This is a genomic window from Xylophilus sp. GW821-FHT01B05, from assembly GCA_038961845.1.
Lineage (GTDB): Bacteria > Pseudomonadota > Gammaproteobacteria > Burkholderiales > Burkholderiaceae_C > Xylophilus.
Genome location: CP152408.1, coordinates 509,580 through 532,563, shown reverse-complemented (window position 1 = coordinate 532,563; position 22,984 = coordinate 509,580). Strand labels below are relative to the sequence as shown.

The following is a 22,984-nucleotide window of genomic DNA, read 5'->3' as shown; positions in this document are numbered from 1 at the left end:
GCCTCATGATGTTGGCAATGGCAAGCCCTCTCTATAACTCCCCCCACCAGTTCGAGCCGCTTCTGCCGTCCGAGGCCAGGCAGCAGGATCTGCTGGCCAAGGCGCATGACCTGGCGCGCGCGGCCATGCAGTTGGGCAACCTGCCTGCCGCCCATGAACTACGTGGGTTGTTGCGGGGGATGAACTCCTACTACACCAACCGCATCGAGGGCCAGCACACCCGGCCCTATGAGATCGAACAGGCGCTGCGCCAGGACTTCTCGGACAACCAGGAACTGGCCGCCCGGCAGCGCATGGCGGTGGCGCATATCGAAGCAGAAGCCGATGTCGAAGCCCGCTACATCGGCGACGCCGGTGTAGGCCTGCTCTACCAGCCGGCCGCCGTGTGCGACCTGCACCGCAGCCTTTTCTCCCGGCTGCCGGCGCAGGATCTGGTGACCCCTGAAGGTGAACCCATCGTCCCCGGTGCGCTGCGCCAGCGCGATGTCCAGGTGGGCCAGCATGTGGCGCCCACCCATGACAGCCTGGGCCACTTTCTGTCGCGCTGGGCGGACGTCTACGGCAAGGTGCGCCGGGGCGAGGCATCGCTGGTCGCCTTGGCTGCTGCGCACCAGCGGCTCGGCTGGATCCACCCATTTCTAGACGGCAATGGGCGCGTGATGCGCCTGCACACCCACGCGCTGCTGCACGCCCTGGGCTACACACGCGGCTTATGGTCGCCGCTGCGCGGCTTCGCACGCTCCACGGATCGCTACTACGCGCTGCTGGCAGAAGCGGATGCACCCCGGCGCGGCGACCTGGACGGCCGTGGCAATCTGAGCGAGCAGGCGCTGGTCGCATGGATCGACTATGTGCTGGACATCTGCCTGGACCAGGTCACTTTCATGGCCGGCCTGCTTGATGTATCGACCATGGAAGGCCGGATCGCCGCCTGCCTGGCCTTCGAGGAAAGCAGCCTGCGCTCCGGCGTGCGCCGGGAATCGCTGCGACCGCTGCACTACCTGTTTTTGAGCGGCGGCGAACTTGAGCGCGGGGAATTCAAGGCCATGACCGGGCTGGGCGAGCGCACGGCGGGCTCGGCGCTGTCGGCCCTGCTCAAGCGGGGTTTGCTGAAGTCAGATACACCGCAGGGCAAGCTTCGCTTCGGGCTGCCCCTGCATGCGCTGCGCTTCTACTTTCCCAAGCTGTGGCCGGAGGCCGAGGCCGACCCCGGCGTCCTGTAGCGATCAATCCACGGCAAAAGCCACCCGCTGCGCCACGCCACACATCAGCTCATAGCCCAAAGTCCCCGCCGCCTGCGCTACCTCATCAATCGGCAGCACCGCGCCATTGGCGGCGCGGCCCCAGAGGGTGACCTCGGCGCCAAAGCCGGCGTCGGGTACGGGGCTCAGGTCGATGCCCACCATATCCATGCTGACCCGGCCCAGCAGCCGGGTGCGCACGCCGTTCACCAGCACCGGCGTGCCGGTATCGCACAGGCGCGGGTAGCCGTCGGCATAGCCGCAGGCGGCCACGCCCACGCGCATGGGGGCTTCGGCCGCAAAGCGCGAGCCATAGCCCACGCTGGCGCCGGCCTCTAGCTGTTGCACACCGATCAGGCGGGTGGACAGCGTCATGGTGGGCTGCAGCTCCCAGTGCGCCGCGTCGTGCGCGGGGAAGTCCGGCGCGCTGCCGTACAGCGCAATGCCCGGGCGCACCCAGTCGCCGCGCACCTGGGGCTGGCTGGCGTGGCGCAGCAGCGCGGCGCTGTTGCACAGGCTGCGCTCGCCGGGCAGATCGGCGGTGGTGGCCTGGAAGGTGGCTAGCTGGTGATCGATGCCGCGCGCGCCGTCAGCGTCGCTGAAATGGGTCATGAACGAGATCTCGTCCACCTGCGGCAGCGCACCCAGGCGTGCCCAGGCGGTGCGCAGGCGCTGCGGCGCAAAGCCGAGCCGGTTCATGCCGGAGTTCATCTTGAGGAAGATGCGGTGCGGTTGCTGGGTTTTGTGCGCAGCCAGCATGTCGATCTGCTCGTCGCAGTGCACCGTGTGCCACAGGCCCAGGCGCGAGCACAGCTCCAGATCGCGTGGCTCGAACACGCCCTCCAGCAGCAGGATGGGCCCGCGCCAGCCCTGCGCGCGCACCCGCTCGGCCTCGGCCAGGTCCAGCATGGCAAAGCCGTCGGCCGCACGCAGGCCCTCGAAGACCCGCTCTATGCCATGGCCATAGGCATTGGCCTTGACGACCGCCCAGACACGCGCGTCGGTCGCGGCCCGGCGCACGCGCTCAAGGTTGTGGCGCAGGGCCTCGGTGTGGACGGTGGCAAGGATCGGGCGGGGCATGCGGCACGGTGGTGGGAACAGGGGGCTGTCATTCTGGCAGCGTCCCCGCCGCACAAGGCTGCCCGGGCAGCCCGGATATCGGCTTTCAGGGCCTGGGCTGCGTGCTATAACCCGACCTCCCCACAAGAGACAGCCCGCACATCCACCCCTCTTCGCCGGCGTACAGGCCGGCCAGTCAGCTATCGAATGAAGCGCGGTTTCTACACGATCATGTCGGCCCAGTTCTTTTCGTCACTGGCCGACAACGCGCTTTTTGTGGCGGCGGTGGAGTTGTTGCGCTACGGCGGCGCCCCCGAATGGCAGCGCGCGGCCCTGGTGCCGATGTTTGCACTCTTCTACGTGGTGCTGGCGCCCTTCGTGGGCGCCTTTGCCGACGCCCTGCCCAAGGGCAAGGTGATGTTCTTCAGCAATGCGATCAAGGTGGTGGGCTGCCTGATGATGCTGTTCGGCGCCCATCCGCTGATGGCCTACGCCATCGTCGGCCTGGGCGCGGCGGCGTATTCGCCAGCCAAGTACGGCATCCTGACCGAGCTGCTGCCGGCCTCGCAACTGGTCAAGGCCAACGGCTGGATCGAGGGCCTGACGATTGGCTCCATCATTCTGGGCGTGCTGGTGGGCGGGCAACTGGTGGGCCGGCATCTCTCCGGCATGCTGCTGTCGATCGACTTCCCCATCATCGACACCGGCGTGGACACCCCGGCCGAGGCCGCCATCCTGGTGCTGATCTTTGTCTACATGCTGGCGGCCTGGTTCAACACCCGCATACCGCACACCGGCGTCGAGATGCGCCCCCTGCGCAAAGACCCGTCGCGCAGCGTCGCGCGCAACGCGCTGGAGCTGCTGCCGGACTTCTGGAGCTGCAATTCCCGCCTGTGGCGCGACAAGCTGGGGCAGATATCGCTGTCTACCACCACGCTGTTCTGGGGTGTCTCGGGCAACCTGCGCTACATCGTGCTGGCCTGGAGCGCTGCGGCGCTGGGCTATGGCACCACGCAGGCGTCTTCACTGGTGGGCGTGGTGGCCATCGGCACGGCCGTGGGGGCGGTGCTGGCCTCCATGCGCATGCGCCTGGACGTGGCCACGCGCGTGATCCCGCTGGGCATCTGCATGGGCCTGCTGGTGATAGGCATGAACTTCATCACCAATGTCTGGGTGGCAGCGCCCTTCCTGATCCTGCTGGGCGGCATCGGCGGCTTCCTGGTGGTGCCTATGAATGCGCTGCTGCAGCACCGCGGCCACAACCTGATGGGCGCGGGCCGCTCCATCGCGGTACAGAACTTCAACGAGCAGGCCTGCATCCTCGGGCTGGGCGCGCTCTACAGCCTGTCCACCAAGTTTGGCGTCTCTTCCTTTGGCGCGATCACCGGCTTTGGGCTGATCGTGGCGGTGGTGATGTGGCTGATCCAGCTGTGGCACCAGCGCAATATGCGGGTGCACAAGGATGAGGTCGAGCACCTGCTAGCCATAGCCCGCCACGACGACCACCATTAGTTCCTGGCTACCCAACGGCCGCAGGGCGGCGTTGCGGGGCCTGTCTGCGCATCCTCACGTACCTTCAGTACGCTCCGGTGCGCAGCCACCCGCGCCTTGCCCTGCGGCCGTTGGCTACGCCCTTGAGGCCGTCGGGGGGGCGCACTCCTTCTTTCCCTCCTTCCATGCCGTCTTCTGTTCTTGCTGCTCTTGCGCTGATGCTCAACGCCTTTGTCTGGGGCGTGTCCTGGTGGCCGTTTCGGCGGCTGGAGGGGTTTGGGCTGCATCCGCTGTGGGCCACCGCCGCTATTTATGCGCTGGCGCTGGTCTGTTTGCTGGCCTGGCGGCCGCGTGCGCTGCGGGCGCTGGCCACGCACCGTGGGCTGTGGCTGCTGGCGCTCGCGGCGGGCGTGACCAACCTGTGCTTCAACTGGGGCGTGACGCGCGGCGATGTGGTGCGGGTGGTGCTGCTGTTCTACCTGATGCCGGTGTGGACCGTGCTGCTGGCCTGGCTGCTGCTGGGCGAGCGGCCCCGGCCCGCGGCGCTGGCCCGCATGGCGCTGGCCGTGGCCGGCGTGGTGGTGGTGCTGCGCACGCCCGGCACGCCCTGGCCCTTGCCTGAGAGCCTGGCCGACTGGCTGGGGCTGATCGGCGGCCTGAGCTTTTCCTTTACCAACATCCAGCTGCGGCGCCTGCGCGATGCGCCGGATGAAAGCCGCATGGTCGCCATGTTTGGCGGCGGCCTGCTCACCGCCGCGCTGGTGGCGGGCGGGGGCGTGCTGCTGGGCCACATCGCGGCGCCGCCACTGCCGGCCATGGACTGGGTGCTGACCGCGCTGTTGCTGGCGCTGGCCTTTCTGGCCGGCAACGCCGGGCTGCAGTACGGCGCGGCGCGGCTGAGCGCCAATGGCACGGCACTCATCATGCTGTCGGAGGTGGTGTTTGCCAGCCTCTCGTCCGTGGCCCTGGGCGCGGCGCAACTGGCGCCGCGTACCTTAATCGGCGGCGCCATGGTGATGGCGGCTGCGGCCTGGGCCGCACTGGTCAGTGGCAGATCAGGCCGTCCTTCAGCATCGTGACCTCCAGGCTCAGGTTGCCCACGCGCGCCGCCTGGGCGCGGGCCAGCGTGCCGTCGGCGCGCCACTGGCGCAGTGCGGCGGCCAGCCAGTCGCGCGAGGCGGCATCGCCCGCCGCCAGCCGGATGGATGCTGGCTGGGCCTGCAGCGGCGGCTCGGGCAGCAGCGCGTAAAAGCGCCATTCAGGCTGCTGCTGCAGCCGCGCCAGCACGTCCGTGTCCTCGGCCAGGGCCGCGCATTCGCCGGCCATGAAGGCCGACACCGCATGCACCGCCGACGGATAGGGCTGCACCCGCGCGCCATAGCCATGCCGCAGCGCGCCCGCATAGCCGCTGCCGCGCGCCACGCACACGGCGCGGCCGCGCAGGTCCAGCCCGGTCTGCACCGCGCCACGGCGCAGCGCAATCAGGCGGCCGTCCCCCGCGCCGTAGCTGCCCGCGGGCTGGGCGACACCGGGCGGCGGTGCCGTGGGTGCGGCATCGCGCGCGCCAGCGGCCAGCAGGTCGATACCGCCGCTGCGCAGTACCTCGTCTTCACTGCCGGCGTCCACCGGCAACAGGCGCACGGGCAGGCCCAGCGCCTCGGCCAAGTCGCGGGCCAGGGCGGCATCCAGCGGATCGGGCTCAGCCGGTGTCGGCGCGCCCGGGGGCGCCGGACGCGGGTAGGCGCGCACGCCCACCACCAGGCTGCCGCGCGCGCGGGCCTGCGCCAGCGCCGGCCCCAGCGGCAGCGATGCCAGGGACGGCGCCTGCCAGGCACTGGAGGGCACGGCCGCAATGGCAGCGATGGCAGCGGCCATCACCAGCGCGCCCAGTACCCAACGTCTGGCTTCAGTCCTCAAGGCTCAGCCCCTTGCGCCAGCGCAGCAAATGCCGCTCCAGCAGCGCGAGCAGGTAATTGAGCAGCAGCCCCAGCGTGGCCAGCATCAGGATGCCGGCGTACATGGTGGGGATCTGGAAGGTCTCCTGCGAATTGAGCGTGAGAAAGCCCAGCCCCGAATGCGCACCAATCATCTCTGCCGCCACCAGCGCGGTGATGCAGTAGGCGCCCGCCAGTCGCACACCGGTAAAGACGGACGGCAGCGCCGCCGGCAGCACCACCTTGAAGAACACAAAGCCGCGCGACGCCCCCATGGACAGCGCCGAATTCACCAGCAGCCGGTCCACCTGCTTCACCCCGCCGATGGTGTTGAGCAGCACCGGCCAGAACGAGGCCCAGAAGATGATCGCCACCTTGGACGTCTCACCAATGCCCAGGAACAAGATAAACACCGGGAACAGCGCAAAGGCCGAGGTCTGGCGAAACAGCTGCAGCACCGGGTCGACGATGGCCTCCAGCCGCCGAAAGCCGCCCATGGCCAAGCCCAGCACCACGCCCGCGCCAATGGCCAGCAACAAGCCCCACAGCGAGCGCTGCAGGCTGGCCGTGATGTGCTTCCAAAGCTGGCCGTTATCCACCAACTGCGCAATCGCGGCCAGCACGGCCGAGGGCGGGCTGAGATAGGCCTGGCTCACGATGCCGCTGCGCGGCAAGGCCTCCCACAAGGCCAGCAATAGCAGCAAGCCCAGGCCGCGTTCAACGATACGGCCCACCAGACGTATCACCCGCAGCACTGATCGGTCAGAAGGCACCGCCACCGGCAGCGATTCAGCAATGCTCATTGCAACACCTCGCGTGGCACATGTCCCGCCAGTGGCCGCGCCTGTGAAGACACGGGTATCTCGTGCACCGACGCGGCCGGCAGCTCGTCACGCTCGGCCGGGTTGGCGGTGGCGCCCAGCGGGCGCACCGGCACCGGGCCAAACTGCACCTCATCCTTCAGCACCTCCCAGGCGCACTGGCGCAGCGCGAAAAACTCCGGCGCATTGCGCAGCTCGGCCGAGCGCGGCCGGGCCAGCGGGATGTCGATGATGGCCTTGACGCGGCCGGGGCGCTGCGTCATCACCGCCACCCGGTCCGACAGGTAGACCGCCTCGTCCAGGCTGTGCGTGATGAAGACGATGGTCTTCTTGTAGTGCCCCCAGATGCGCAGCAGTTCGCCCTGCAGGATCTCGCGCGTTTGCGCGTCCAGCGCAGCAAAGGGCTCGTCCATCAGCAGCACGTCGGGCCGGTAGGCCAGCGAGCGCGCGATGGCCACGCGCTGCTTCATGCCGCCAGACAGCTCATGCGGGTAGTTGTCGCCAAAGCCCTGCAGGCCGACCAGCTCCAGGTATTCCTGCGCAATGCGCCGCCGTGGCCCTTTGCCCATGCCGCGGATCTCCAGCCCCACGGCGATGTTGTCCAGCACGCTGCGCCACGGAAACAGCGCATAGCCCTGGAACACCACGCCCTGGTCGCGGTTGATGCCGGCCAGCGCGCGACCATCGATGGCGATGCTGCCGCCGGTGCGCTGCGTGAGCCCGGCCAGGATGCTCAGGAAAGTCGACTTGCCGCAGCCCGAGGGGCCCAGCACCGAGATGAATTCGCCCTCGCGCACATCCAGGTCAAAGCCCTCCAGCACACGCACCGGCTCGCCCGAGCCGCGTGCCGCGTAGTCCATGCGCACGCCGCGCGCTGCGATCTTGATACCCATGTCAGCCCTTTGCGGGCGCTTGCGCGAAGGGGTTAAAGGCGTTGGTATAAATGTCCTGCACCGTCACCTTGCCACTCGCGAGCTTGCCTTCTGACTGCAGGATGTCGATGTAGTACTGGATCGGCGCCTCGGTCACCACCAGGTCGTCTACATAGGCGTAGCGGTCTACGTTCTCCAGGGTCATGTTGATGCGCTTGGACACCAGCTTGCGCGCCTCCTCGGGGTTGGCATTGACCCAATTGGCGGCCTTGGCCAGCGCGGTGACCACGTCGCGCACGGCCTCTGGATGCTCACGGATGAACTTGCCATGCGCGCTGTAAGGCGCCATGCCACCCAGGCCGCCATCGAGGTCGTAGTCGCTCCATAGGCGCAGCAGCGGCTCTGCATGGTCGGCCCGGCCCGAGAACGGCGCGTGGATGATGGCCAGGTCGGTATTGCCGGTGACCAGGGTCTGCTCGGCCTGCTCGTCGGGCACCACCACGAAGTTGATCTTGTTCACGTCCACGCCGTGTTGGCGCAGGTACTTCTTGGTGACGAACTCGGCGCAGGCGCCAAAGCTGTTGAAGCCTACGGTCTTGCCTTCGAGGTCCTTGGGCGCGCGTATGCCCGAATCCTTGCGCACGAAGTACTTCATGTGCGGCGCCTCTTGCAGCGTCTTGCCGCCGGCAGCCACCACCTTCAGGTCGGCCCCGCTGGCAATGGCCGAGATCACCAGCGGCACCATGCGGCTGCCGAAGTCGATCTCGCCGGTGCCCACCAGCGGAATGATCTGCGGCGCGGCGATCTTGCCGATGTAGTTGGGGCGGGTGTTGGTGCCCTCGAAGTAGCCGAGTTGGTCGGCCAGGTAGACCAGGTCGAAGGATGGGTTGTCCGGGTACTTGAAGCTGACCTTGTCGCCCACCTGCTTGACCACGGCCGGCGCGCCGCCGGCCGCATCCTGGCGCGAGCAGCCCACCAACCCGGTGCCGCCCACGGCCAGCGCGGCCAGGGTACGCAGCGCCGCGCGGCGCGGCAGGAACGAGGAAGAGCGGAGCACGGTCTGTTGCATATGAATCCTTGGGTGCCGCAGTGGCGCAGAGAGGTCGGCCCGTACTCTAGAAAGCCCTGCCCGCTACGGCCACGAAGAATTTCAGCCGTGCATATGCGCAAGTGATTGGGATAGCATGCAAAACGCCTAACCACCAGAAAGACGCCATGCCCACGCTGTCTGATTTCCAAGCCCAGGCCATCGACGGCACGCCCGTGCCGCTCAGCCAGTACGCCGGCAGCGTGCTGCTGGTGGTGAACACCGCCAGCGCCTGCGGCTTCACGCCGCAGTTCGCCGGGCTGCAGGAACTGCACCAAACCTATGCCGGCCAGGGGCTGGCGGTGCTGGGTTTTCCGTGCAACCAGTTCGGCAGCCAGGACCCGGGCAGCGACGCCGAGATCGGCGCCTTCTGCCAGAAGAACTACGGCGTGGACTTTCCCATGATGTCCAAAATCGACGTCAACGGCGAGCAGGCGCACCCGCTGTTCCAGTGGCTCAAGAAGGAAGCGCCCGGCGTGCTTGGCAGCCAGGGCATCAAGTGGAACTTCACCAAGTTCCTGATCGGCCGCGACGGCCGGGTGATCAAGCGCTACGGCTCCATGGACAAGCCCGAGAGCCTCAAGGCAGACATCGAGGCCGCGCTGAAGGCCTGAGGCCGCGCCGGTCGCCCAGGCGACTGCGGGCAGCGCTCCCAGTCGCTTCTGAGACTTCGGGGAACCCATCGCCAATGGTGCAATGCGTGCGTTCGCAGTCCCTGCTGCGCCCATTCATCCAACATCAGGAGCACTCCATGCTGGGAGACCATTCCGCCAAGACCCGCGACCTGCTGCAGCGCCTGCAGGCCTTCTTCGACGAGCACATCTACCCGAATGAAGAGCGCTATGCGCGCGAGCTGGCCACCCTGCGCAGTGAAGGCAATCCCTGGCGCCATGTGCCGGTGGTGGAAGAGCTGAAGCCCATCGCGCGCAAGGCCGGCCTGTGGAACATGTTCTTGCCGCACGAGTACAAGGGCGTGCCCGGCATCTCCAACCTGGACTACGCGCCGCTGTGCGAGATCATGGGCCGCGTCACCTGGTCGAGCGAGGTGTTCAACTGCTCCGCGCCCGACACCGGCAACATGGAAACCATAGAGCGCTACGGCAGCGACGCGCATAAAAAGCAGTGGCTCGACCCACTGCTGGCCGGCGAGATCCGCTCGGCCTTCCTGATGACGGAGCCGGCCGTGGCCTCATCCGACGCCACCAACATCCAGTGCACCATCCGCCGCGAAGGCGACGAGTACGTGATCAACGGGCGCAAGTGGTTCTCGTCGGGCGCTGGCGTGCCGCACTGCAAGATCTTCATCGTCATGGGCAAGACCGATACCGAGGCGCCCAAGCACCAGCAGCAGTCCATGGTGCTGGTGCCGCGCGACACGCCCGGCGTGACCGTGCTGCGCCCGATCAGCGTGTTTGGCTATGACGACGCACCGCACGGCCACATGGAGATCCTGCTGGAGAACGTGCGCGTGCCGGTGTCCAACATCCTGCTGGGCGAAGGCCGCGGCTTCGAGATCGCCCAGGGCCGCCTTGGGCCCGGGCGCATCCACCACTGCATGCGCTCCATCGGCGCGGCCGAGCGCGCGTTGGAGCTGATGGTGGACCGCCTGCGCAGCCGCGTTGCCTTTGGCAAGCCGCTGTCCGAGCAATCGATCTGGCACGAGCGCATCGCCGAGTCGCGCTGCATGATCGACCAGGCGCGCCTGCTGGTGTTCAACGCCGCGCACAAGATGGACACCGCGGGCAACAAGGAAGCGCGCGCCGAGATCGCCATGATCAAGGTGGTCGCGCCCAACGTGTCCTGCAAGATCGTGGACTGGGCGATCCAGGCGCACGGCGGCGGCGGCGTCAGCCAGGACTTCTGGCTGGCCGAGGCCTATGCCCACCAGCGCACCGTGCGCATCGTGGACGGCCCGGACGAGGTGCACCGCAATGCGATTGCCAAGCTGGAGCTTGCCAAGCGCGCGGCGCTGGCGACAAAGCACTGAGGACCCAGGCGGGCACGTGCTACCGTGCCCGCCATGACCGACCGCCAGCTCGTCCCCGACCGGGACACCATCGCCACCCTGCCTGAATTCCCCCGCCTGGGCCTGGACGCCATCCGGCTCGTGGCCACGGCCGACGAGGCGCGGGCGGCAGAGGCCGCGCTGCAAGGCGTGGCCGCGCTGGGCTTTGATACCGAATCCAAACCCACCTTTGCGCGCGGCGAGGTCTCTGACGGCCCGCATGTGGCGCAGTTCTCTACCGCCAGCACGGCCTGGGTGTTTCAGCTGCGCGATGCGGAATGCCTGCGCGTGGCCGCGGCGCTGCTGGAGTCGCCCGCGGTGCGCAAGGTGGGCTTTGGCCTGTCGGGCGACTTGCGCCAATTGCGCGGCCGGCTGGGCGTGGAGCCGCAGGCGGTGCTGGACCTGGACAACGTGTTCCGCGAGCGCGGCTGGCGCAAGGAGGTGGGCGTGAAGGCGGCCATCGCCATCCTGTTTGGCCAGCGCTTCATCAAGTCCAAGAAGGTGGCGACCACCAACTGGGCCAACCCGCGCCTGACCGAATCGCAGATCACCTACGCCGCCAACGACGCCTATGCGGCGATGCGGGTGTTCGAGGCGCTGGATTTCCAAAAATAATGGCCAAATAGACCTCTAGCCCAGGTACAGCCTGGGCTTATAGCTACATATTCAGGAGCAAGACGTGGTGCCGGGTGCGGCCCGGCGCGCGCGCATCTCTTCTTCGGTGCGGCGGAACAGGTCGGCCAGCGTCTTGCCCGGCTCGTCGCGAAAGCCCTGCGCGCAGCGCTGGGCGGTGATGACGCGATCAACGCGAAAGGTGCGGAAGTCCTCCCGCACCTCGCACCAGCTGGCCAGGGTCCAGACCTGGCCCCAGAAGAAGCAGCCGAGCGGGCGCACGGTGCGCTCGGTGGCGCGGCCGGCCTCGTCGCGGTAGGACAGCTGCAGCCGCGCGCGGTCGCGCACCGCCTCGCGCAGCAGTTGCAGTTGCTGCAGCACCGCCGGCGGCGGGCGCAGGCCCGGGGCGAACAGCGCCAGGCCTTCGGCGGCGGCGCGCGCGCTGGTGGGCAGCACCGACAAAATCTTGCCCAGCGCCGCATCCACCGCAGCGGCCAGCGCCGGGTCCAGGCTGGGCTGGGCAATGCGCGCGGCCGCCACCAGCGCCTGCGCCTCTTCGTGCGTGAACATGAGCGGCGGCAAATCAAAGCCCGCGCCCAGCCGGTAGCCCACACCGGCCTCGCCGTCGATCGGCACGCCCTGGCGCTGCAGGTCGGCCACGTCGCGGTAGACGGTGCGCTCGGACACCTCCAGCCGCTGCGCCAGAAAGGCAGCCGTGGTCAGCCGGCGGCCACGGATGAGTTGGACGATGTGGAACAGGCGGTCGGCGCGGCGCATGGGGAGGGCGGTGGTATCGCGGTTGGATTCTGCGGGCAAATAAGGCCTGAAGTCCACATCAGGCGGCGACATGAAGCTATTAAAGATGTAGCACAGCAAGATCCGCCTCCATCGCCTCGGCGACCAGGCGCATGTCGGTGTCGCCGATGGAAAACAGGCCAAAGCGGAACGGCGCGCCCCAGTGCTGGCGGTCGGTGACAAAGGCGAAGTGGTCCAGCAGCGGCGCGATCGGTGCCTCGCGCGCTGGCAGATAGGCAATGTCGCGGCGCCAGGCGGCAAAACCCGCGCCCATGTCGAAGGCATAGGGCTCGCCCGGCTGCACCACGCCAATGGAGACAAAGCTCTGCAGCCGGTCGGCGCCGCGCGTGGTGGTGGCCGGTGCGTAGTAGGCCAGCCGGTCGCCCGGCTGCAGGCGCTGCAGCGGCGCATGCCGGCCGTGGCACAGCTGCATGAAGCCGACGGGCGCGTGGGCGCGGCCGCGCCGCGCGTGCTCGGCGCTGGCCACGGCAATCCAGTTGTGCGGGGCAGGCATGGTGCGCGCCCCTCTCAACGGGCCAACGTGTGCAGGCCGACCAGGTTGCCGTCCAGGTCGCGGATATGGGCGATGTAGCCCATGTCCTGCGGCAGCGCGGTGCAGTCGTCGACCACCTCGCCGCCGGCCGGCGCCACGCGCGCCAGCGCGGCCCCCAGGCTGGGCGCGCAGTCGAGGTAGATGCGCACGCCGGCGGCATCGGTGCTGCGGCGCTGCGGCCCCGCCGCCAGGCAACCGCCGGTGGCCGGTCGGTCATAGGCAAACACGGCCATGGGGTCGCCACCAAAATCCACCCGCTGCATGGGGCGGCCCAGCACTTTCTCGTAGAAAGCCTGGCCCCGGTCCAGGTCAGTGCAGGGGATCTCGAACCAGCTGATGGCGTTGACAGCAGCAGAGGTAGTAGTGGCGGTCATGGCATTCCCCACGAAGGGTGGAAGTTGCAAGGACCGCCATGGTGCGAGAGGTGTCCTGACAGCGTGGTGTCAGGAGAGGCTGATCGGGATCAGCCCTCGCGCGGGCCGCGCAGCTTGCGTGCGCGCTCCAAGGTCTGCCCGGCCGTGCGCGGGTCCAGCCCGTACATGTCGGCAAAGGCCTCGACCGTGGCGCCGCTGGCGTCGAAGGCGCGCAGCAGGGCTTCGTCCTTGGCGGCGCGGCCGGCGGCCTCGGCCAGGGCTTCGTCGAGCAGCGCGGTGGCGGCTTCGTCGCGGGTGCGCACCAGCTCGGCGTAGTCGGCACGCGACAGGCCGCTGGCCTCGAAGGCACGCGCGATGCGGCTGCGCCAGTGGTCGCGCAGCGCGGGCTTTTCGGCCTCGGGCGTGCGCTGCTCGCGGCGGCGCCAGAGCTCGGACAGCGCGTGGTGCACATGCTCGGGCGCCAGGTCTTCCACGGCCTCGCCTTGGAGGTTGCGCCGCTTCTGGCCCGCGGCCACCACCTGCAAATACGGGGCGGAGCGGGTGTGCAGGCCCAGGGCTACCTTCAGCGCTTCGCGCTCGAAAACGCCCGGGTGGGCCTCTTGCAGGTCCTGGAACACGCCACGCTTGAGCGGCTGGAACTGCTCGCCGAACAGGCCGGGGTAGAGCGCGGCCAGTTGCTCCAGCACCGGGTGCACACGGCGCGGCGCGCGGCCGGCGCCGAGCTGGGCGGCTGGCTGCGGCGTGCGGCGGCCGCCCCGGGGTTTGGGCGCACGCGGCGCCCTGGGTGCCGCGCCGGATGGGGCTGCTGCTTCGCTGGCCTGGGAAACAGGCTCAGGATGGGCCTGCAGCGGGGTCGCGGCTTGCTCGGCGTCTGCGGACACGGTGTCGGTCATGGCTTGGAGGACTTGGAGATGGTCGGGAGTCGAACCCTCGATCATGCCAGTGCTGGCGAACGCCTCCAAATCAGCCACGCTGCGGCCGGCCCGCAACGCGAAGTAACAGAGCACACGTCGCCCGCCAGGGCCTGGAGTAAGCTGCCTCTTCACACCACGAGGGAGCCGCATGAACACGTCGATCCAGGCCAACCCGGATGCCCCTCACTCGCGCGTTCCTGCGGCCGGCGTGGGAATGATGGTGGCCGCGCTGGGCGTGGTGTTTGGCGACATCGGCACCTCGCCGCTGTATGCCTTCAAAGAGTGCCTGAACCCGGCCCATGGCGTGCCGCTGGACCGGGCCGCGGTGCTGGGGCTGCTGTCCCTGGTGGTCTGGGGCCTGTTGCTGGTGGTGACGCTCAAATACGTGGTGTTCGTGCTGCGCGCCGACCAGGACGGCGAAGGCGGCATCCTGGCGCTGCAGGGCCTGGCGCGCGAGGCGGTGGCGCGCAGCGGCAAGCAGCGCTGGCTGATCAAGCTGGTGGGCGGCCTGGGCCTGGTCGGCGCCGCCATGTTCTATGGCGACAGCCTGATCACCCCGGCGATCTCGGTGCTGTCGGCGGCAGAGGGGCTGGAGATCGCCACGCCGGTGTTCAAGCCCTACATCGTGCCGATCACGGTGGTGGTGCTGGTCGGGCTGTTCCTGGTGCAGCGCCGTGGCACGGCCTCGGTGGGGCGCGTGTTCGGGCCGGTGATGCTGCTCTGGTTTGGCGTGCTGGCGGGCTCGGGCGTGGTGCACGTGGCCGGCAACCCCGAGGTGCTGGCCGCACTCGACCCGCGCTGGGCGCTGGGCTTTTTCAGCACGCACAGCGCGCAGTCGTTGGCCGTGCTGGGGGCGGTGTTCCTGGCCTTTACCGGCGGCGAAGCGCTGTATGCCGACATGGGCCACTTTGGCGCAAAGCCGATCCGCATGGCCTGGCTGTTCATTGCGCTGCCGGCGCTGGTGCTCAACTACTTTGGGCAGGGCGCGCTGGTGCTGGCCGACCCCAGCGCCATCGACAACCCCTTCTTCCGCCTGTTTCCGGGCTGGGCCACGGTGCCGATGGTGGTGCTCGCCGCTGCGGCAACGGTGATCGCCTCGCAGGCGGTGATCTCGGGCGCGTTCTCGATGACGGCGCATGCCATGCACATGGGCTACCTGCCGCGCATGCGCGTGGTGCAGACCTCGGGCCAGGCGATCGGGCAGATCTACCTGCCCACGGTGAACTGGCTGCTGATGGCCGGCGTGCTGTTGCTGGTGCTGGTATTTCGCAGCTCCAGCGGGCTGTCGGCCGCCTACGGCATTGCGGTGTCGGTGACCATGCTGACCACCACGCTGTTGGCCGGCATCGTCGCGCTGCGGCTGTGGCGCTGGAACGCGGTGGCGGTGCTGCTGGGCACGGCGCTGTTCGCGCTGGTGGACCTGACCTTCATCGTGGCCAACAGCCTGAAGATCGTCGACGGCGGCTGGGTCACGCTGGCCGTGGCCGGCAGCGTGATGTTCATCTTCACCACCTGGTACCGCGGCCGCCAGCTCAGCGCCAAGGCGGCCGAGGACGAGCGCCTGCCGCTGGAGCCCTTCATCGCGTCGCTCGCCGCCGACATGCCGCACCGGGTGCACCGCACCGCCGTGTTCCTGGCCGCAGACACGCACAGCGTGCCCTACGCGCTGCTGCACAACCTCAAGCACAACCAGGTGCTGCACGAGCGGGTGGTGGTGCTGGCCGTGCACACGCTGCCGGTGCCGCGCGTAGACGTGGCGCGGCGGCTGCAGGTGCAGGAAATGGGCGCGGGCTTCTGGCGCGTGGACGCGCAGCACGGTTTCATGGAGCCGCCCAACGTGCCCGAGCTGATCCGCCAACTGGCCTACCAGAAGGGGCTGCCGATCGAGGCCATGGCGACCTCGTACTTCGTGTCGCGCACCTCGGTCAGCAGCGGCCGCAAGGTGCGCGGCCTGGGCCGCCTGCGCAGCGCGGTGTTTGCATCGCTGCAGCGCAACGCGGGCCGCGCCTCGGACTATTTCCACCTGCCTGCCAATGGGCTGATCGAGATTGGAAGACGATCTGGCTAACCCCCAGGCTACGCGCTTCGCGTCTTCGCCAACCCCCTTGCAGGGGGCACATCCAGCGGCCCGGCAAAGCCGGTTCCGCGGATGTTTTGGCATGGCCTGCTCCGCGGCCTTCTGATTCTTTGTGGTTCAGCGTTGCAGTGCCGCGTCTACTACTTCCACCCAGTGTTTTACGGGCGTATCGGTGCCGCTTTGCAGGTGGGTGATGCAACCCACATTGGCCGACAGGATGGCCGTGGGCTGCAACTGGCCGAGGTGGCCCAGCTTGCGGTCGCGCAGCGGGTAGGCCAGCTCTGGCTGCAATACCGAATAGGTGCCGGCCGAGCCGCAGCACAGGTGCGATTCCTCGGGCGCCAGCTGCACATCAAAGCCCAGCGCGCGCAGTTGCGACTCGATGCCGCCGCGCAACTGCTGGCCGTGTTGCAGCGTGCAGGGCGGGTGGAAGGCCAGCACCTCGCGCGTGGCCTGCGGCGTGATCTGCTCCTGTAGCCGGGGCAGCAGTGCCGGCAGCAGTTCGCCCAGGTCGCGGGTCAGGGCGCTGATGCAGGTGGCCTTGTCGGCATAGGCCGGGTCGTCCTTCAGCAAATGGCCGTAGTCCTTGACGGTGACGCCGCAGCCCGAGGCGTTCATGACGATGGCCTCGACCTCGCCACTCTCCACCGATGGCCACCAGGCGTCGATGCTGGCGCGCATCTGCTCGCGGCCGCCGTCCTGGTCGTTGAGGTGGAACTTGACCGCGCCGCAGCAGCGCGCCTGCGGCGCCACCACAGTCTGGATGCCACAGGCGTCCAGCACGCGCGCGGTGGCGGCGTTGATGTTGGGCAGCATGGCCGGCTGCACGCAGCCTTGCAGCAGCAGCACCTTGCGCTCGCGGGTGGCCGTGGGCCAGGCGCCCGCCGATTGCGCTGCGGGCACCTTGGCGCGCAGCTTCTCGGGCAGCAGGCCGCGCACCATCTGGCCCGCCTTCATGGCCGGGGCAAACAGCGGTGAAGTCAGCCCCTCTTTGAGCGTCCAGCGCAGGGCGCGCTCACCCGCCGGGCGCTCCACCTTGGCATCGACCAGCTTGCGGCCGATGTCCACCAGGTGGCCGTACTGCACGCCGCTCGGGCAAGTGCTTTCGCAGTTGCGGCAGGTCAGGCAGCGGTCCAGGTGGGTTTGTGTCTTGCGGGTCGGCTCCTGGCCTTCCAGCACCTGCTTGATCAGGTAGATGCGGCCGCGCGGGCCATCCAGCTCGTCGCCCAGCAGTTGGTAGGTCGGGCAGGTGGCGGTGCAGAAGCCGCAGTGCACGCACTTGCGCAGGATGGCTTCGGCCTCTTGGCCGTCGGCGGTGTCGCGGTACTCGGGGGCGAGTGTGGTTTGCATCGGGTGGTCTCTATTTTTCTTTGCCGCGGGCGGCGGCCAGGCGCGCACGCCAGCGGGCTTGCATGCCCAGCATCAGCATGCGCAAATGCGAGCGCCGCCGCAGGTCGAACAGGAAGGGCGGCAGCGCCAGGGCCAGCAACAGCCCGGCCAGCGGAACGACCCACAGAAAGCCCACGTACTTGAAGCCCGCCGCGCCAAACAGCCCGCCCGCGACAAAGGCGGCCAGCAGGCCGCCGTGCAGGCGCATGCGGGCGCGGTTGGCACGCACATGGGCATCCGGCGGCAGGCCCTGGCGGTTGCGGTAGAACAGCTTGCCCAGCTCTATGCCCAGATCGGTCACGTTGCCGGTCATGTGCGTGCTGCGCACGCTGCCGGCAGAAGCCTTGGTGCCCAGCGCGTTCTGCAGGCCCATGATGAAGGACAGCAGCAGCACCGTGAGCGGCACGGCAAACGGTGTGCGCCAGCTCAGCGTGATCGCGCCCATCAGGCCAAAGGGCAGCAGCAGGCCGGCCTCCAGCAGCAAGGGCAGCGCGTAGATGCTGCGCAGCCGGTGCTGGCGCGCCCAGTTGACGAAGATGGCCGTGGTCGCCGCGCCGCACAAGAAGGCCAGCAGCGCGCCCAGCGCGTTGAGCAGCAGGGTGCCGTTGCCCAGCACCATGCTGTCGGCCACCTGCGAGGCAAAGCCGGTCATGTGCGAGGTGTACATGTGCACCACCAGCACGCCGCCCGCATTCACCGCGCCCGCGTTGAAGGCCAGGAAGAAGCCCAGCAGCCGCGTGGTGGACGGCGTGCGGTGGCGGTCGGCGATGTGGAACAGGCGGCGCACGGCGGCTCACAAACCGGGGTAGAGGCGACCGGGATTGAAGATGCCCGCCGGGTCGAACGCGGCCTTGAGCCGGCGGTGGATGCCGTCCAGCGCGGGCGTTAATGCATCAAATCGACCGCAAGCCCAGGACCTGCCTGGGCTACTAGCTATAAAAAGTGAAGCACCCCCACCCACGCTCTGCGCCGCCGCGCGCAGCACGGCCGGGGCCGCATCGTCGTCCGCAGCCAGCTGGTACCAGCGCTGGCCGCCATGCCATTCGACCAGCGGCAGGCCAAAGCGCGCCACATCCAGCGGCAGCACCGGCGCGGTCTGCGGCACGGATACGCGCCACAGGTCGTGGCCGGCCGGCCTTTGCGCGAACCAGGGCAGGCGCTGGTCGCGGCAAGCGGCCCAGTCGGCGGCGATGCGGGCGCGGTCGGCTTCGGCGGCATCGACGTGCTCACCGCCCAGCCGGGCGCAAGCGGCTTGCACCGCAGCGACGGCGCCGCGCAGGCGCAGGTAGAGCACGCCGCTGGCGGTATCGGCCGGGTCTTGCTGCAGCCAGCAACTGGCGTTCAGTGGCAGCGGCTGGCCGCCCCAGGCGTTGAGCCAGGCCAGCGCCTCGGCCTGGGTGCAGGCAAAGCGCAAGGTGGCCTGTGCCGGCGACACGGGCAGCACTTTCAGGCTGACCTGGGCGATCACGCCCAGTACGCCAAGCGAGCCGGCCAGCAGCCGCGAGACGTCGTAGCCCGCCACGTTCTTCATGACCTGGCCGCCGAACTGCAGCAGCTCACCCCGGCCGTTGACCAGGTGCGCGCCCAGCACGTAGTCGCGCACCGCGCCCACGCTGGCACGCGCCGGGCCAGACAAGCCCGCCGCCACCATGCCGCCGACGGTGGCGCGGCCGCTGCCGAAATGCGGCGGCTCAAAGGGCAGGCACTGGCCGCGCGCGGCCAGCTCGGCTTCCAGTTCAGCCAGCGGCGTGCCAGCGCGCGCGGTAACGACCAGTTCGCTCGGCTCGTAGTCCAGGATGCCGGCGAGCGGGCGCAGGTCCAGCAGCGCGCCGCGCGGCGGCTCGCCATAGAAATCCTTGGTGCCGCCGCCACGCAGGTAAAGCGGCGTGGCATCGGCCGCAGCGGCGCGAACGCGGTCAACGATGGTGCGAAGGGCTGTCTCCATCGGGCCATGGTAAGCCGGCACACGGCGCGCCTGCGCACTGCGGCACCTGAATTTTTTGGTGCCGCTGGCGGAAATTCAGCCCGGCCCGGGATCGAAGAAATTCACCGGCAGCCCCGGCACGTCGACACGCCGGCTCAGCACCCGGCCCGCCAGCGGCGTGCGCGCCAGCTCAGCCTCGGGGCGACCCTGGCGCGCGGTGGTGACAAAGAGCGTGCGCAGATCGTCGCCGCCAAAACAGGGCATGGTCGGGCAGGCCACGGGCAGCGGCAGCGCTTCGGCCACGCCACCGTCGGGCGCCAGGCGCAGCAGTTGGCCGCCCTCGAACATGGCGCAGAGGTAGTGGCCTTGCGCATCAACGGCGGCGCCATCGGGCCGGCCCTGGTAGCCGCCATCGCCCGGCTGCCAGCCCGCAGGCTTGGGCGCGAACTGGTGGAACACGCGGTGGCGGCGCAGCACTGGCGGGCCGGCCTCGCCCGCTTCGTAGTCCCAGGTATGGATCAGGTGGCGCGGCGTATCGGCCCACCAGGCGGTGCGCTGGTCAGGCGACCAGGCCACGCCATTGGCGGTGGTGGCGTTGTGGGCCATCAGCGTGACCTGCGGCTTGCCGCTGCGCATGTCGATGCAATACAGCTCGGCGCGGCGCTGGTCGCGCGGCTCGTAGATGGTGCCGGCCCAGAGCCGGCCCAGCGCGTCGCACTTGCCGTCGTTGAAGCGCGTGGTGCGCACGTCGTGCTGGAAGCGCACCAGCGGCTCCAGCGCAGCGCCCCAGTTGCGGGCGCGGTAGATGCCGTCGCGCAGCGCCACGACCAAGCCGCCTCCACGCACCGGCGCAATGCAGCCGGGCTCGCTGGGCAAGGCCCAGCTCTGCACTGCAGACGCATCGGCGGCGGCCCGCAGGATGCTGCGGCCCGGGATATCGACCCAGTACAGCGTGCGCTCGGTCGGGTGCCAGAACGGTGACTCGCCCAGCAGGCTGGCATGGTCGGTGAAGGGGGTCCAGGACATGGTGCTTGGTGTCTTGCAAGGCTGCGATGCCCTGGAGTGTCGCAGGCATGCACCGTTTCCGGTCAGCCTGGGCGCTGCACTGCACCCAGTTCCGTCCGCACAAAAAAAAGGGCCCGCATTGCTGCGGGCCCAACATCCAAAGGAGACTCTCGCTACAAAAAGAATTGCAGCGCTGACACTACCGCAAGGGCCGTGCCAGCATGCTGTCCATTAACGGTTGTAAGCGGTTTCGCCGTGGGAGGTGATGTCCAGACCTTCGCGCTCAGATTCTTCCGAGACACGCAGACCGACAACCAGGTCGACGATCTTGTAGGCGATGAAGGACACGACACCCGACCAGACGACGGTCAGCAGCACGCTCTTGACCTGCACATAGACCTGGTGGCCCATGGCGAAGTCAGCCGGCTGGGTACCGCCCAGGCTTGGGGCTGCAAAGACGCCGGTCAGGATGGCGCCGATGATGCCGCCCACGCCGTGCACGCCGAACACGTCAAACGCGTCGTCCGCACCCAGCAGCTTCTTCAGGCCGCTCACACCCCACAGGCAGACGATGCCGGCGATCAGGCCCAGCACGATCGAGCCCATCGGGCCGACAAAGCCGGCTGCAGGCGTAACCGCCACCAGGCCTGCCACCGCGCCGGACGCAGCGCCCAGCATGGAGGCCTTGCCGCGGTGCAGTGCTTCACCCACGATCCAGGACAGCGTCGCAGCAGCCGTGGCCAGCACGGTGTTGACGAAGGCCAGGCCGGCCACGCCGTTGGCAGCACCAGCCGAGCCGGCGTTGAAGCCGAACCAGCCCACCCACAGCAGCGAGGCACCGACCATGGTCAGCGTCAGCGAATGCGGCGTGAAGGCTTCCTTGCCGAAGCCCAGGCGCTTGCCCAGCATGTAGGCACCCACCAGGCCGGCAACACCGGCGTTGATGTGCACCACGGTGCCGCCGGCGAAGTCCAGCGCGCCGTCCTTGCCCAGCAGGCCGCCGCCCCACACGATGTGGGCGATTGGCACGTAGCTGAAGGTGAACCAGAGCACCGAGAACAGCAGCACGGCAGAGAACTTGATGCGCTCGGCGTAAGAGCCAACGATCAGCGCCACGGTGATGGCAGCGAAGGTCCCCTGGAACGCCACGAAGACGTACTCGGGAATCGTCGGCAGCGCACCAGAGAGCGTGTCGGGGGCGATGCCCTTCAGGAAGATCTTGTCGAAGCCGCCGAAGAACGAGCCCTCGCCCGCGAACGCCAGGCTGTAGCCGTAGATGGCCCACAGGATGGAGATCACCGCGAAGATCACGAACACCTGCATCAGCACCGACAGCATGTTCTTGGAGCGGGCCAGGCCGCCATAGAACAGTGCCAGGCCAGGGATGGTCATCAAGATGACCAGCAGGGTGGAGGTCAGCATCCAGGCGGTGTCGCCGGAGTCGAGCTTGGGCACTGGCGCGGCGGCCGGGGCTTCAGCCGTGGCGGCTGCCGCAGCCGGAGCTGCAGCAGCGGGCGCCTCGGCGGCCGGCGCTGTGACGGCAGCCGGTGCCGCTTCGGGCGTCGGCGTCTGCGCGACGGCCATCGAGCCGCCGGCAATCAAGCTGACGCCCAGCAATAGGGAGGCAAGCAGTTTTTTCATGTCTGTGCTTCTTTCGTCCAATACAGGTTCACAGTGCCTCGCGGCCGGTTTCGCCGGTGCGGATGCGCACCACTTGCTCCAGCTCGTACACAAAAATCTTGCCGTCGCCGATCTTGCCGGTGCGGGCTGCGCCCTCAACCGCTTCGATGACGCGCTCCACCAGGTCTTCCGAGACCGCGGCCTCGATCTTGACCTTGGGCAGGAAATCGACGACGTACTCCGCGCCGCGATAAAGCTCGGTGTGGCCCTTCTGCCGGCCGAAGCCCTTGACTTCGGTCACGGTGATGCCCTGCACGCCGATGGCGGAGAGTGCCTCGCGCACCTCGTCGAGCTTGAAAGGCTTGATGATCGCTGTCACCAGTTTCATTTGCATTTCCTCTGGGTTGTCGGAAAACCTGGCACGCCACAACAGCGCACCAAGCGGGTTACATGGTCTTGGTCAGGGCGACGACGAAGCGGTTCTTGTTGACGAAGCCGAAGAAGTCCTTCTTGTTCGCGCCCACCACCGAGCCGCTGAGCGACAGGCCATCGCCGAAGTCGTAGGCAGCGCCCACGCTGTAGTCGACGTAGTTGGGCACGCCCAGGTCCTTGATGTCGCTGGCGAAGCGGGTGTAACCGATGGCGCCCTTGAGGGTTACCTTGGGGATGATTTCCTGCGAGTAAGCCAGGTTCAGGTAGCCGGTGTTGGTGCCCTTCAGGCCCGAGCCCGCGCGATTGCCGGCCCAACCGAAGTAGTCCTTGGAGACCGTGTGCGAGTACTTCAGCACCAGCGGGCCCCAGCCGGCCGAGCCGTAGAGCTCGGTGGTGTTGCCGTTGGCATTGCCGGAATAGACATAGGTCAGGGCGCCGACGTCGAGGTCGAAATCGCTGAGCTTGAACTTGTAGCCGCCGTAGAAATCGCTTTCCAGGCTGTTGCCGGGGAGCCAGTCGACGCTGGAGTTCCAGTTGCCGACGTAGAAGCCGGTTTCGCCGAAGGCATAGTCAAAGCCCCCTTGCAGCGCGGGCTTGAGCCCCTTGGTGCGGCTTGCGTCCTGGTCCTGGCCACGGAACTTGTAGTTGCTGGTGAAACTGACATTAGCCGTCAACTGTGCGCTGGCAGCCAGAGGGAAGGCGACGGCAGCAGCGGCCGCAGCGATGGCCAACAGGGTTTTCTTCTTCATGACTCTTCTTCTCCAAAAGAAAAGGTTAGG

The 22,984-nt window shown here is 68.3% G+C and carries 23 protein-coding genes; 7 read left to right on the top strand and 16 right to left on the bottom strand.

Features of this window, described 5'->3' with window-relative positions; translation table 11 throughout:
* Nucleotides 1-17: 17 nt before the first annotated feature.
* Nucleotides 18-1,223, top strand: coding sequence for a Fic family protein (locus AAFF27_02480; GenBank protein XAH24076.1), 1,206 nt, complete (start codon nucleotides 18-20; stop codon nucleotides 1,221-1,223).
* A 3-nt stretch (nucleotides 1,224-1,226) separates the two neighbouring features.
* Here AAFF27_02480 and alr read toward each other — a convergent pair whose 3' ends face one another.
* The gene (gene alr / locus AAFF27_02475; GenBank protein ID XAH24075.1) at nucleotides 1,227-2,321 is read right to left on the bottom strand and encodes an alanine racemase; all 1,095 of its coding nucleotides are present in this window, start codon (nucleotides 2,319-2,321) and stop codon (nucleotides 1,227-1,229) included.
* 186 nt (nucleotides 2,322-2,507) lie between these two features.
* Between alr and lplT the strand changes: the two genes are divergently transcribed.
* Complete coding sequence (gene lplT / locus AAFF27_02470) at nucleotides 2,508-3,812, top strand: lysophospholipid transporter LplT (protein XAH24074.1); 1,305 nt, start codon at nucleotides 2,508-2,510, stop codon at nucleotides 3,810-3,812.
* 164 nt (nucleotides 3,813-3,976) lie between these two features.
* Nucleotides 3,977-4,870, top strand: a complete 894-nt coding sequence (locus AAFF27_02465) for a DMT family transporter (GenBank protein ID XAH24073.1) — start codon at nucleotides 3,977-3,979, stop codon at nucleotides 4,868-4,870.
* On the opposite strand, the gene AAFF27_02460 is transcribed toward AAFF27_02465, so the two are convergent.
* Genes AAFF27_02460 through AAFF27_02445 form a run of 4 tightly spaced genes read right to left on the bottom strand, consistent with a single transcriptional unit; the run spans nucleotide 4,836 to nucleotide 8,487 of the window.
* Nucleotides 4,836-5,708 carry a transporter substrate-binding domain-containing protein gene (locus AAFF27_02460; protein ID XAH24072.1) on the bottom strand — a complete coding sequence of 291 codons (873 nt, stop codon included), beginning with the start codon at nucleotides 5,706-5,708 and terminating at the stop codon, nucleotides 4,836-4,838. The two genes, AAFF27_02465 and AAFF27_02460, sit on opposite strands and share 35 nt — an antisense overlap.
* The gene (locus AAFF27_02455) at nucleotides 5,698-6,528 is read right to left on the bottom strand and encodes an ABC transporter permease (GenBank protein ID XAH24071.1); all 831 of its coding nucleotides are present in this window, start codon (nucleotides 6,526-6,528) and stop codon (nucleotides 5,698-5,700) included. Before AAFF27_02455 ends, AAFF27_02460 begins: the two co-directional genes overlap by 11 nt.
* The gene (locus tag AAFF27_02450) at nucleotides 6,525-7,439 is read right to left on the bottom strand and encodes an ABC transporter ATP-binding protein (protein ID XAH24070.1); all 915 of its coding nucleotides are present in this window, start codon (nucleotides 7,437-7,439) and stop codon (nucleotides 6,525-6,527) included. The genes AAFF27_02455 and AAFF27_02450 overlap by 4 nt, the downstream gene beginning before the upstream one ends.
* Nucleotide 7,440: 1 nt before the next feature.
* Nucleotides 7,441-8,487, bottom strand: a complete 1,047-nt coding sequence (locus AAFF27_02445) for an ABC transporter substrate-binding protein (protein XAH24069.1) — start codon at nucleotides 8,485-8,487, stop codon at nucleotides 7,441-7,443.
* A gap of 146 nt (nucleotides 8,488-8,633) precedes the next feature.
* On the opposite strand from AAFF27_02445, the gene AAFF27_02440 reads away from it, so the two are divergent.
* From AAFF27_02440 to AAFF27_02430, 3 genes are all read left to right on the top strand, one after another.
* Nucleotides 8,634-9,119: a glutathione peroxidase gene (locus AAFF27_02440; protein XAH24068.1), complete on the top strand. Its 486-nt coding sequence runs from the start codon at nucleotides 8,634-8,636 to the stop codon at nucleotides 9,117-9,119.
* 137 nt (nucleotides 9,120-9,256) lie between these two features.
* Nucleotides 9,257-10,492 (top strand): acyl-CoA dehydrogenase family protein, encoded by a 1,236-nt coding sequence (locus tag AAFF27_02435; protein ID XAH24067.1) that lies wholly within the window; start codon nucleotides 9,257-9,259, stop codon nucleotides 10,490-10,492.
* Nucleotides 10,493-10,525: 33 nt separating this feature from the next.
* Nucleotides 10,526-11,125 carry a 3'-5' exonuclease gene (locus AAFF27_02430; GenBank protein ID XAH24066.1) on the top strand — a complete coding sequence of 200 codons (600 nt, stop codon included), beginning with the start codon at nucleotides 10,526-10,528 and terminating at the stop codon, nucleotides 11,123-11,125.
* Between the two features lie 51 nt (nucleotides 11,126-11,176).
* On the opposite strand, the gene AAFF27_02425 is transcribed toward AAFF27_02430, so the two are convergent.
* From AAFF27_02425 to AAFF27_02410, 4 genes are all read right to left on the bottom strand, one after another.
* Nucleotides 11,177-11,899 carry a YafY family protein gene (locus tag AAFF27_02425; protein ID XAH26366.1) on the bottom strand — a complete coding sequence of 241 codons (723 nt, stop codon included), beginning with the start codon at nucleotides 11,897-11,899 and terminating at the stop codon, nucleotides 11,177-11,179.
* A 79-nt stretch (nucleotides 11,900-11,978) separates the two neighbouring features.
* Nucleotides 11,979-12,431, bottom strand: coding sequence for an EVE domain-containing protein (locus AAFF27_02420; protein XAH24065.1), 453 nt, complete (start codon nucleotides 12,429-12,431; stop codon nucleotides 11,979-11,981).
* Nucleotides 12,432-12,445: 14 nt separating this feature from the next.
* Nucleotides 12,446-12,844 (bottom strand): VOC family protein, encoded by a 399-nt coding sequence (locus AAFF27_02415; protein ID XAH24064.1) that lies wholly within the window; start codon nucleotides 12,842-12,844, stop codon nucleotides 12,446-12,448.
* An 89-nt stretch (nucleotides 12,845-12,933) separates the two neighbouring features.
* A complete protein-coding gene (locus tag AAFF27_02410) occupies nucleotides 12,934-13,737 on the bottom strand; it encodes a ProQ/FINO family protein (GenBank protein XAH24063.1) in 804 nt (267 codons plus the stop codon).
* 238 nt (nucleotides 13,738-13,975) lie between these two features.
* Between AAFF27_02410 and AAFF27_02405 the strand changes: the two genes are divergently transcribed.
* Nucleotides 13,976-15,826, top strand: coding sequence for a potassium transporter Kup (locus tag AAFF27_02405; GenBank protein ID XAH26365.1), 1,851 nt, complete (start codon nucleotides 13,976-13,978; stop codon nucleotides 15,824-15,826).
* Nucleotides 15,827-15,952: 126 nt separating this feature from the next.
* On the opposite strand, the gene glcF is transcribed toward AAFF27_02405, so the two are convergent.
* From glcF to AAFF27_02370, 7 genes are all read right to left on the bottom strand, one after another.
* The gene (gene glcF, locus AAFF27_02400; protein XAH24062.1) at nucleotides 15,953-17,185 is read right to left on the bottom strand and encodes a glycolate oxidase subunit GlcF; all 1,233 of its coding nucleotides are present in this window, start codon (nucleotides 17,183-17,185) and stop codon (nucleotides 15,953-15,955) included.
* A 10-nt stretch (nucleotides 17,186-17,195) separates the two neighbouring features.
* Nucleotides 17,196-18,011, bottom strand: a complete 816-nt coding sequence (locus tag AAFF27_02395; GenBank protein ID XAH24061.1) for a YoaK family protein — start codon at nucleotides 18,009-18,011, stop codon at nucleotides 17,196-17,198.
* 6 nt (nucleotides 18,012-18,017) lie between these two features.
* The gene (glcE, locus tag AAFF27_02390; protein XAH24060.1) at nucleotides 18,018-19,169 is read right to left on the bottom strand and encodes a glycolate oxidase subunit GlcE; all 1,152 of its coding nucleotides are present in this window, start codon (nucleotides 19,167-19,169) and stop codon (nucleotides 18,018-18,020) included.
* A gap of 75 nt (nucleotides 19,170-19,244) precedes the next feature.
* Nucleotides 19,245-20,174, bottom strand: coding sequence for an SMP-30/gluconolactonase/LRE family protein (locus AAFF27_02385; GenBank protein ID XAH24059.1), 930 nt, complete (start codon nucleotides 20,172-20,174; stop codon nucleotides 19,245-19,247).
* A gap of 210 nt (nucleotides 20,175-20,384) precedes the next feature.
* A complete protein-coding gene (amt, locus tag AAFF27_02380; protein ID XAH24058.1) occupies nucleotides 20,385-21,794 on the bottom strand; it encodes an ammonium transporter in 1,410 nt (469 codons plus the stop codon).
* A 28-nt stretch (nucleotides 21,795-21,822) separates the two neighbouring features.
* Nucleotides 21,823-22,161, bottom strand: a complete 339-nt coding sequence (gene glnK / locus AAFF27_02375; GenBank protein ID XAH24057.1) for a P-II family nitrogen regulator — start codon at nucleotides 22,159-22,161, stop codon at nucleotides 21,823-21,825.
* 58 nt (nucleotides 22,162-22,219) lie between these two features.
* Nucleotides 22,220-22,954 (bottom strand): TorF family putative porin, encoded by a 735-nt coding sequence (locus AAFF27_02370; protein XAH24056.1) that lies wholly within the window; start codon nucleotides 22,952-22,954, stop codon nucleotides 22,220-22,222.
* Between the last annotated feature and the right edge of the window lie 30 nt (nucleotides 22,955-22,984).

Bases quoted from the DNA above. Each gene is read 5' to 3' on its own strand.
- AAFF27_02440 (XAH24068.1), top strand. From the start codon at position 8,634: ATGCCCACGCTGTCTGATTTCCAAGCCCAGGCCATCGACGGCACGCCC.
- AAFF27_02420 (XAH24065.1), bottom strand. From the start codon at position 12,431: ATGCCTGCCCCGCACAACTGGATTGCCGTGGCCAGCGCCGAGCACGCG.
- amt (XAH24058.1), bottom strand. From the start codon at position 21,794: ATGAAAAAACTGCTTGCCTCCCTATTGCTGGGCGTCAGCTTGATTGCC.
- lplT (XAH24074.1), top strand. From the start codon at position 2,508: ATGAAGCGCGGTTTCTACACGATCATGTCGGCCCAGTTCTTTTCGTCA.
- glnK (XAH24057.1), bottom strand. From the start codon at position 22,161: ATGAAACTGGTGACAGCGATCATCAAGCCTTTCAAGCTCGACGAGGTG.
- AAFF27_02370 (XAH24056.1), bottom strand. From the start codon at position 22,954: ATGAAGAAGAAAACCCTGTTGGCCATCGCTGCGGCCGCTGCTGCCGTC.
- glcF (XAH24062.1), bottom strand. From the start codon at position 17,185: ATGCAAACCACACTCGCCCCCGAGTACCGCGACACCGCCGACGGCCAA.
- AAFF27_02435 (XAH24067.1), top strand. From the start codon at position 9,257: ATGCTGGGAGACCATTCCGCCAAGACCCGCGACCTGCTGCAGCGCCTG.
- glcE (XAH24060.1), bottom strand. From the start codon at position 19,169: ATGGAGACAGCCCTTCGCACCATCGTTGACCGCGTTCGCGCCGCTGCG.
- AAFF27_02455 (XAH24071.1), bottom strand. From the start codon at position 6,528: ATGAGCATTGCTGAATCGCTGCCGGTGGCGGTGCCTTCTGACCGATCA.
- AAFF27_02465 (XAH24073.1), top strand. From the start codon at position 3,977: ATGCCGTCTTCTGTTCTTGCTGCTCTTGCGCTGATGCTCAACGCCTTT.
- AAFF27_02410 (XAH24063.1), bottom strand. From the start codon at position 13,737: ATGACCGACACCGTGTCCGCAGACGCCGAGCAAGCCGCGACCCCGCTG.
- alr (XAH24075.1), bottom strand. From the start codon at position 2,321: ATGCCCCGCCCGATCCTTGCCACCGTCCACACCGAGGCCCTGCGCCAC.
- AAFF27_02430 (XAH24066.1), top strand. From the start codon at position 10,526: ATGACCGACCGCCAGCTCGTCCCCGACCGGGACACCATCGCCACCCTG.
- AAFF27_02385 (XAH24059.1), bottom strand. From the start codon at position 20,174: ATGTCCTGGACCCCCTTCACCGACCATGCCAGCCTGCTGGGCGAGTCA.
- AAFF27_02405 (XAH26365.1), top strand. From the start codon at position 13,976: ATGGTGGCCGCGCTGGGCGTGGTGTTTGGCGACATCGGCACCTCGCCG.
- AAFF27_02445 (XAH24069.1), bottom strand. From the start codon at position 8,487: ATGCAACAGACCGTGCTCCGCTCTTCCTCGTTCCTGCCGCGCCGCGCG.
- AAFF27_02480 (XAH24076.1), top strand. From the start codon at position 18: ATGGCAAGCCCTCTCTATAACTCCCCCCACCAGTTCGAGCCGCTTCTG.
- AAFF27_02415 (XAH24064.1), bottom strand. From the start codon at position 12,844: ATGACCGCCACTACTACCTCTGCTGCTGTCAACGCCATCAGCTGGTTC.
- AAFF27_02450 (XAH24070.1), bottom strand. From the start codon at position 7,439: ATGGGTATCAAGATCGCAGCGCGCGGCGTGCGCATGGACTACGCGGCA.
- AAFF27_02425 (XAH26366.1), bottom strand. From the start codon at position 11,899: ATGCGCCGCGCCGACCGCCTGTTCCACATCGTCCAACTCATCCGTGGC.